6 protein-coding genes are annotated in these 7,471 nt (G+C 69.3%); 1 reads left to right on the top strand and 5 read right to left on the bottom strand.

The genetic code is table 11. The annotated features are described in order from the left end of the window. Positions 1-236: 236 nt before the first annotated feature. Genes KDL01_RS37165 through arfA form a run of 5 tightly spaced genes read right to left on the bottom strand, consistent with a single transcriptional unit; the run spans position 237 to position 6,555 of the window. On the bottom strand, positions 237-1,727 hold the full coding sequence (locus tag KDL01_RS37165) for an alpha-N-arabinofuranosidase (protein WP_212533409.1): 1,491 nt from the start codon (positions 1,725-1,727) through the stop codon (positions 237-239). After that, positions 1,724-2,641 carry a carbohydrate ABC transporter permease gene (locus tag KDL01_RS37160; protein ID WP_212533408.1) on the bottom strand — a complete coding sequence of 306 codons (918 nt, stop codon included), beginning with the start codon at positions 2,639-2,641 and terminating at the stop codon, positions 1,724-1,726. The genes KDL01_RS37165 and KDL01_RS37160 overlap by 4 nt, the downstream gene beginning before the upstream one ends. Then, positions 2,638-3,600, bottom strand: coding sequence for a carbohydrate ABC transporter permease (locus tag KDL01_RS37155; RefSeq protein WP_212533407.1), 963 nt, complete (start codon positions 3,598-3,600; stop codon positions 2,638-2,640). The genes KDL01_RS37160 and KDL01_RS37155 overlap by 4 nt, the downstream gene beginning before the upstream one ends. A 12-nt stretch (positions 3,601-3,612) precedes the next feature. Next, a complete protein-coding gene (locus KDL01_RS37150; RefSeq protein ID WP_212533406.1) occupies positions 3,613-4,980 on the bottom strand; it encodes an ABC transporter substrate-binding protein in 1,368 nt (455 codons plus the stop codon). A 54-nt stretch (positions 4,981-5,034) separates the two neighbouring features. After that, entirely contained in the window at positions 5,035-6,555 is a 1,521-nt protein-coding gene (gene arfA, locus KDL01_RS37145; RefSeq protein ID WP_212533405.1) for an arabinosylfuranosidase ArfA, read from the bottom strand. Between the two features lie 248 nt (positions 6,556-6,803). On the opposite strand from arfA, the gene KDL01_RS37140 reads away from it, so the two are divergent. Further along, positions 6,804-7,471: LacI family DNA-binding transcriptional regulator (locus KDL01_RS37140; protein WP_212533404.1), on the top strand; the 668-nt coding region annotated here is incomplete at its 3' end.

Here is a 7,471-nt window from a genome sequence, read left to right as displayed (position 1 = left end):
GCACAATCACACACCCACGAAACCGAAGCGCTCCCTCTCCGAGGGAGGGCCCGCCAGCGGCGCTTTTGACCTTCATCTTGAAACCCCAGCCCGCCCACCCGACGCAACGGGTGGGCGGGTGGACAAACTCCACGGGCTCGCTGCGGCGAGCCGGCGAGACATCGGTGACCTGGCAGCCGATCCCAGGTCACCGATCGTTTACAACCACGGACCGGGATCGGAGCGCGGTGTCTAATTCACCAGGCGCCGTCCAGCTCGAACTCGAGCACCGTCCACGACTCCGCGGGCAGGACGACGACGGTCGAGTCGGGCCTGGCCTCGACCTTCTCCAGCGGCACCAGCACGCCCTCGCCGTCCGCGAGGAGCGTGCGCGCGGTCAGCGGTGTGTAGCCGCCGAGCGCCCGGTGGTCGAGGGTGACCTCGGCCGGCTCCGGGGCGCGGTTGGCGAGGAACACCGCGCCCCGACCGGCACCGCGGTCGAAGGACGCGGCCGCGGCCACTGATGGGACGTCGCCGTGGCGGCCGGTCGGCAGCGGGGCGCAGTCTACGACCGTGCGCAGGGACGTGCCGGTGGCCAGGTGCGCGGCCGCGGCGAAGGGGTGGAAGATCGGCTGGCGGGTGGCCGGGCCGGCTGGCTCGGTCAGGATCGGCGCGCTGACGTTCACCAGCAGCGACAGGCAGGCGATCTTGATCCGGTCGGTGTGGTTCAGGATGCTGATGAGCAGGTCGCCCAGCACCACCGCGTCCAGGGCCAGATACGGCTCCTCGGTGATCCGCGGCGGGGTGAGGGACAGCTCGCGCACCGCCGAGGACGGGGTGACCTCGGCCGCCGAGGACCACACGTTCCACTCGTCCAGCGCGATCTGCAGGCGCTTGGCCGAGCCCTTCCGGGCCGCGGCGGCGTCCACGGTCGCCACCACGTCCTCGACGAACCGGTGCAGCCGGTGTCCGGAGGCGAGGTAGTCGCGGCGGGTCTGCAGGCCGTCGTAGTAGGCGTGCATGGACATGTAGTCCACGACGTCCAGGGCCAGCTCGGTGACCGTGTTTTCCCAGGCGCCGAAGGTCTTCATCTCCCGGGACGAGGACCCGCAGGCGATCAGCTCGATGCCCGGGTCCACCAGCCGCATCGCCTTGCCCGCCTCGGCCGCGCGGTGGCCGTAGTCCGCTGCGGAGGTGTGCCCGATCTGCCAGGCGCCGTCCATCTCGTTGCCCAGGCACCAGGTGCGCACGGCGTGCGGCTCCGGCGAGCCGTACTTCGCGCGCAGCTCGGACAGGCCGGTGCCGCCCGGGAGGTTGCAGTACTCGACGAGCTCGGCCGCCTCGATGGCCCCGGACGTGCCGAGGTTGACCGCCATCATCGGGTCGAGCCCGCGCCGTGCGGCCCAGTGCAGGAACTCGTCCGTGCCCACGGTGTTCGGCTCCACCGTGCGCCAGGCCAGGTCCAGCTTGGTCGGCCGCTCGGCCACCGGACCGATCCCGTCGCGCCAGTCGTACCCGGACACGAAGTTGCCGCCCGGATACCGCACGGCGCTCACGCCGAGCTCGCGGATCAGGCCCTCCACGTCGCCGCGGAAGCCGTACCCGTCCGCGGTCGGGTGGGTGGGCTCGTAGATGCCGGAGTAGACGCAGCGGCCCATGTGCTCGACGAAGCTGCCGAAGATCCGCCGGTCTATCTCGCCGACCACGTACGCCGGGTGTAGGACCACGCCGGCCTTCGCCGCGCTCATCGGGAACTCCCAGCAAGTAGGCCGCGGATGAAGTGCCGCTGCAGGAACACGAACAACAGGATCGTCGGGATGGTGGCGAAGGTGCACGCCGCCATCAACTGGCCCCACAGGTCGGCGCTGCTCACGCCGGCCTGCGCCCCGCTGACGTTGGCGTTGAGCCCGGCCAGCAGGATCGCGAGCGTCTCGTGCTGCTGGTCGTTGACCGCGACGATCGGCCAGACCAGGTCGTTGTAGATGTTGAACAGCGACAGCACGGCCAGGGCCGCGAGCGCCGGACGCAGCACCGGCACGCAGATCGAGCGGAACACCCGCAGTGGCCCGGCACCGTCGATGCGGGCCGCGTCGATCAGCTCGTCCGGTATCTGCGCGATGTTCTGGCGCATCCAGAACACGCTGAACGCGTCCACCGCGCCGGGCAGGATCAGCGCCTTGTAGCTGTTGATCCAGCCGAGCTGGCTCATCTCCAGCAGCAGCGGCACGATCAGCACCAGGGTCGGGAGCATCAGGGTCAGCAGGACGAACCCGAACAGGAAGTTCTTGAACGGGAAGTCGAACTTGGCGAAGCCGTAGCCGGCCAGCGGGCTGAAGACCATCAGCACCCCGCCCTTGACCACCACCACGATCACGGTGTTGAGCAGCGCGTGCAGGATCGGGACGTTGTCGAACATCCCGGTCCAGTTGCGCAGCGTCACCTGGCTCAGGTCGAGGCCGAGCGGGTCGTCCAGGATGCTCACACCCGGCCGGAAGGACGCGGTGACCATCCAGAAGATCGGGTAGAGGAACACGACCGCGCCGACCAGCATCGCCAGGTAGCCCAGGGCTCGGCGGGTCCGGGAGCCTGGCGTGGTCCTGCGGCCGCGGGCCGCGGCGGCGGGCGGACGGACCGCCGTGGCGGTCGTGGTCTCGGTGGTCACATGTCCTCCTTCGAACGCAGCACCCGTACGGCGATCAGCGACAGCAGGAACACCAGGATGACGAGCAGGAAGGAGTTCGCCGCACCCGTGCCGAGGTCGGAGTCCTCGATGTGCTGGTAGAGATAGAGCCCGGAGGTCGTGCTGCTGTTGTACGGGCCGCCCTGGGTCAGGACGTAGGGCTCGAGGAACATCTGCGAGATCCCGAGCGTGGAGATCACCAGGAAGAAGCCGATCTGCCTGCGCACCATGGGAACGGTGATCGAGAAGAAGGTCCGCACCGCCCCGGCGCCGTCGAGCGAGGCCGCCTCGTAGAGGTGCTCGGGGATGGACTGCACCGCGGCCAGCATGATGATCAGCGCGAAGCCGCTGGTCTTCCAGAGCACGAAGACGGCGATCGAGGGCTTTGACCAGGTGGTCGTGGTCAGCCAGCCGACCTCGGGCAGATGGAAGAAGTGCAGGATGGCGTTGAGCACGCCGTAGTTCTTGTCGAAGATGAGGATGAACGCCTGGGCCATCGCGGCCAGCGGCGTGACGTAGGGGACGATCACGACCGTGCGCAGCGACTTGGTGAAGCGCATCTTCGAGCGGGTGAGCAGGCTGGCCGCGCCCACCGCGAGCAGGGTCTGCGCCGGGACGATGAGCAGCCACAGGATCCCGGAGTTGCCGAGCGAGGACCAGAACTGCGGGTTCTTGAGCAGGTAGGTGTAGTTGCCGAAGCCCACCCAGTTCAGCTGCCCGCCACCGTGCCAGTCGCTGAAGCTGAGCTCGAGGGCGTAGATCATCGGGTACGCGCTGAACGCGATGAAGATCACGAAGAACGGCGCGATGAACAGGTATCCGTACCACCAGTCCCGGGGCAGCCTGCGCCGGTTCCGGCCCGGCGCGGCCTCGGGACCGCGGGCCCCGCGGACCGGCTGACCGGTCCGCGGAGCCGAGGTCTTCCATACGATCTGCGACATGCTTTCCTCGGTCTAGGAACGGTCGACGAGGTTGGTCGTGATGTCCGACGCCGACTTCGAGATCACATCGTCCACCGACATCTTGCCGTCCATCAAGAGCTGGAGGTTCGGGCCGAGGTAATTGGTGCCGGCCTGGTCGAACCAGGTCGGGATGTGATAGCCGGGCGGGATGGCGAGCGAGGACTTGGCCGCCACGTCCCACAGCGAGGTGTTGCCCAGCTGCGGCAGGTCGTTGAACAGCGACGCGCCCTCGAGCGCGCTCTTGACCGACGGCAGCGCCGTGTTGAGCCCGTCGGGGTAGATCGTGTTCGGCCCGAAGTCCTGCTTGATGCCCTCCGCGCTGTAGAGCGCGTGCTCGTAGAAGAGCCAGGCCAGATCCGGCTGCGCCGCCTTCACCGGGATGATGAAGGAGCTGCCGCCCATGACGCCGGAGCGGGCGCCGCCGGCAGTCCAGGCCGGCAGCTGCTGCACCCGCCAGTGCCCGGCGCTCTTGGTCAGCGCGCTCTGCACCAGGAAGTTGAACCAGATCGCCCACGGCACGATGCTGATGGTGCCGTTGTCCGCCTCGGCGATCTGCGAGGTGCTGGCGAACTTGCAGCGGGTGCCGAGGCCCTCGTCCACGATCTGCTTGATCCAGGTCAGGGCCGTGCGGAAGGCGTCGGTGTCGATGGTGAGCTTGCCGTTCGCGTCGGTCAGGCCGCTGCCCTGCTGCTGATTGACCAGCATCAGCAGCCACTGCATGCCCAGGGCCGGGTCCTGCTCGAGCGGGATCGGCTTGGAGTTCGGGTACTTGGCCTTGACCGAGCGGGCCGCGTCCAGCAGTGCGTCGTAGGAGGTGAGCTGGGTCGGGTCCACCCCGGAGGCGGACAGGATGTCCTCGCGGTAGAAGCACAGGCCCGGGTCGGTGTCCCACGGGATGCCGACCAGCTTGCCGTTGACGGTGTTGACGTCCAGCTTGTACTGCACGGTGTCGCTCGTGTACGGCTTCATCAGCGAGGTCAGGTCGTAGAGCTGGTCGGCCTGCGCCAGCGCCCCGCCGTCGCCGGTGTAGGAGCCGTCCGGCACGCCCGTGCCGGAGATCAGGGTGGGGGCGAGCTTGGTGCTCACGTCCACGCCGACCAGGTTCATCTTCACGTTCGGGTACTTCTGGTTGAACGACGGCACGATGGTCTTGAAGACCTTGAGCACGTCGTCGTCGTCGAACCAGAGCGTGGCCTCGCCCCTGGCCGCGCTCGGGCTCGCCGAGCCGAGGGACTTGGTGGTGCTCGATCCGCCCGGGGCGCATGCGGTCAGTCCCGCACCCGCGACCGCGCCGACACCGAGCATCTTGATCATGTTGCGCCGCGAGATCGCGCGGGCGGATATCTCGTTCACAGGCATCGTGGTCTCCTTTGACCTGGTCCTTTGACGTTCCCTTGAGGTACCGGTTGACGTTCAGTCAGTGCTCGTGGACGCCGCGCGTACGGCGGTCCAGCTGTGCGGGGGCAGGGTGAGCGTGGTGCCGCGTCCGTCGTCCGAGGCCGAGGTGGCCAGCGGAGTGAGCCGGACGTCCGCCGCGGTGTCGCGCTCGCGCGGACCGCGATCGTCGGCGGAAAGGTGCAGGGCGGAGACGGTGCTCCAGCCGTCGAAGCCGGGGTGGCGAACCTCGACGGTGACGGCGTGCTCCGCCCGGTTGGTCAGGAACACCGCGACGTCGCCGGTCGCGGGGTCATGGGTGGCGGAGGCGGCCACGGCCGGGACCTCGCCGTAGCGGCGGGTGCCGAATCCGGGGGCGGTGACCCGGGTGACCAGGCTGTTGCCCCGGGCCGCGGCGGCCACGGCCGCGAAGGTGTGGAAGGTGGGCTGGCGCCAGATCGCGCCGCCCGGCTCGGTCATGATCGGCGCGATCACGTTCACCAGCTGGGCCAGCGCGCCGATCTTGACCCGGTCGGCGTGGTTGATCAGGCTCGAGAGCAGGTCGCCGACCACGACCGCGTCCAGGGTCGAGTACTGATCCTCGATCCGGGGCCCGGCGATGTCGATCGGCATCGCCTCACTGCCCGGATAGCGGCTCTGGTACCACACGTTCCACTCGTCGAAGGAGATGTTGATCCGCTTGGTCCGGCGGCGCCGTACCCCGACCGCGTCGGCGGTGGCGATCACCCCCTCGATGAAGTCGTCCATCGAGGCGCCGGAGGCCAGGAAACTCGCCCGGTCCCCGTCGTGCTCCTCGTAGTACGCGTGCATCGAGATGTAGTCGACGTAGTCGCCGGCCAACTCTAGGACACTCGACTCCCAATATCCGAATGTGGGCATCTCATGAGAAGAGCTGCCGCAGGCGACGAGCTCGATCTCCGGGTCCACCAGGCGCATCGCCTTCGCCGCCTCGGCCGCGAGCGCGCCGTACTGCTCGGCCGTGGTGTGTCCGGTCTGCCAGGGTCCGTCCATCTCGTTGCCGAGGCACCACAGCTTCACCTCGTGCGGCTTGTCCGCGCCGTTGCGCCGGCGCCGCTCGGACCACTCGGTGCCCTCCGGCACGTTGCAGTACTCGACCAGCGCCGCGGCGTCGAGCACCCCGGCGGTACCGAGGTTGACCGCCAGCATCGGCTCCACGCCCCGGGCCCTGGCCCAGGACATGAACTCGTCCGTGCCGACCTGGTTGGTCTCGATCGAGCGCCAGGCCAGGTCGAGGCGGCGCGGGCGCTGCTCGCGCGACCCGATCCCGTCGCGCCAGTCGTATCCGGAGACGAAGTTGCCGCCGGGGTAGCGCACCAGCGTCACGCCGAGCTCGCGCACCAGGGCGGAGACGTCGCCGCGGAAGCCCTCGGCGTCGGCACTCGGATGGCCGGGTTCGTAGATTCCGGTGTACACGCAGCGGCCCATGTGCTCGACGAACGAGCCGAACAGCCGGCGGTCCACCACGCCGCGGTGGTGCTCACGGTCGAGCGCCACGATCGCGGCGTCGTGCTCAGTCATGTGGTTCCTCGCATCGAGACGTCAGGGCCCGGACGGGCCGCCCCTCGGAATTGGTTCCTACGTTGTACCTGCCGTACCCTGGCGCGTCAAGAGCGCTTCGTCAAGTCCCGACGTCCGCGGCGTACGACAAGGCCCTACGAAGGGCGGCGGCGGGGCCTGGCCCGGCGGCCTGGTGCGGCGGGTACAATCCGGACGCGACGGGCACGTGGTGCCGGTCGTTTCGACGACGGGGAAACACGAGGAGGATCATGGGTGAGCCCACGCTGCACGATGTGGCCGAGCGCGCCGGGGTGTCGATCAAGACGGTCTCGAACGTGCTGCGCGGCGTCACCGCGAAGGCCTCGGCGGCGACCGCCGCCCGCATCTACGCGGCGATCGAGGAGCTCAACTACCGCCCCAACCTCTCCGCGCGGCGGCTGCGCACCGGGCACTCCGACGTGATCGCGCTGGCCGTGCCCGACCTGCGCAACCCGTACTTCGCCGAGCTGTCCGCGGCCATGATCACCGCGGCCCGCGAGGCCGGATTCACCCTGCTGATCGAGGAGACCGGGGGTGACTCCGAGCTCGAACTCGCCGCCGCCGAGGGCCTGTACGACCCGATGATCGAGGGCGTCATCCTCTCCCCGCTCGGCATCGGCCCGGCCAAGCTCGCCTCGCGCACCCGCGGCCTGCCGGTGGTGCTGCTCGGCGAACGCGACTACCCGGGCGACGACCACGTGCTGTTCGACAACGTCGAGGCCTCCTACCGGATGACCGCGCACCTGCTGGAGCAGGGCTATCGGCGCATCGGCGTGATCGGCCGGCAGGAGGATCCGGCCCACGCCACCGCGGTCAAGCGCCTGCACGGCTACCGCTCCGCGCTGCGCGAGGCCGGCATCCGCTACACCCGCCACCTCGCCCCCACCGTCCCCGGAGC

The organism is Actinospica durhamensis, from assembly GCF_018139695.1.
GTDB classification, from domain to species: Bacteria; Actinomycetota; Actinomycetes; order Streptomycetales; family Catenulisporaceae; genus Actinospica; species Actinospica durhamensis.
This window is presented reverse-complemented; position numbering and strand designations above follow the sequence as displayed.

What these genes read in the sequence shown, in the direction of transcription:
- arfA (WP_212533405.1), bottom strand. Translation starts at nt 6,555, where the DNA reads ATGACTGAGCACGACGCCGCGATCGTGGCGCTCGACCGTGAGCACCAC.
- KDL01_RS37155 (WP_212533407.1), bottom strand. Translation starts at nt 3,600, where the DNA reads ATGTCGCAGATCGTATGGAAGACCTCGGCTCCGCGGACCGGTCAGCCG.
- KDL01_RS37165 (WP_212533409.1), bottom strand. Translation starts at nt 1,727, where the DNA reads ATGAGCGCGGCGAAGGCCGGCGTGGTCCTACACCCGGCGTACGTGGTC.
- KDL01_RS37150 (WP_212533406.1), bottom strand. Translation starts at nt 4,980, where the DNA reads ATGCCTGTGAACGAGATATCCGCCCGCGCGATCTCGCGGCGCAACATG.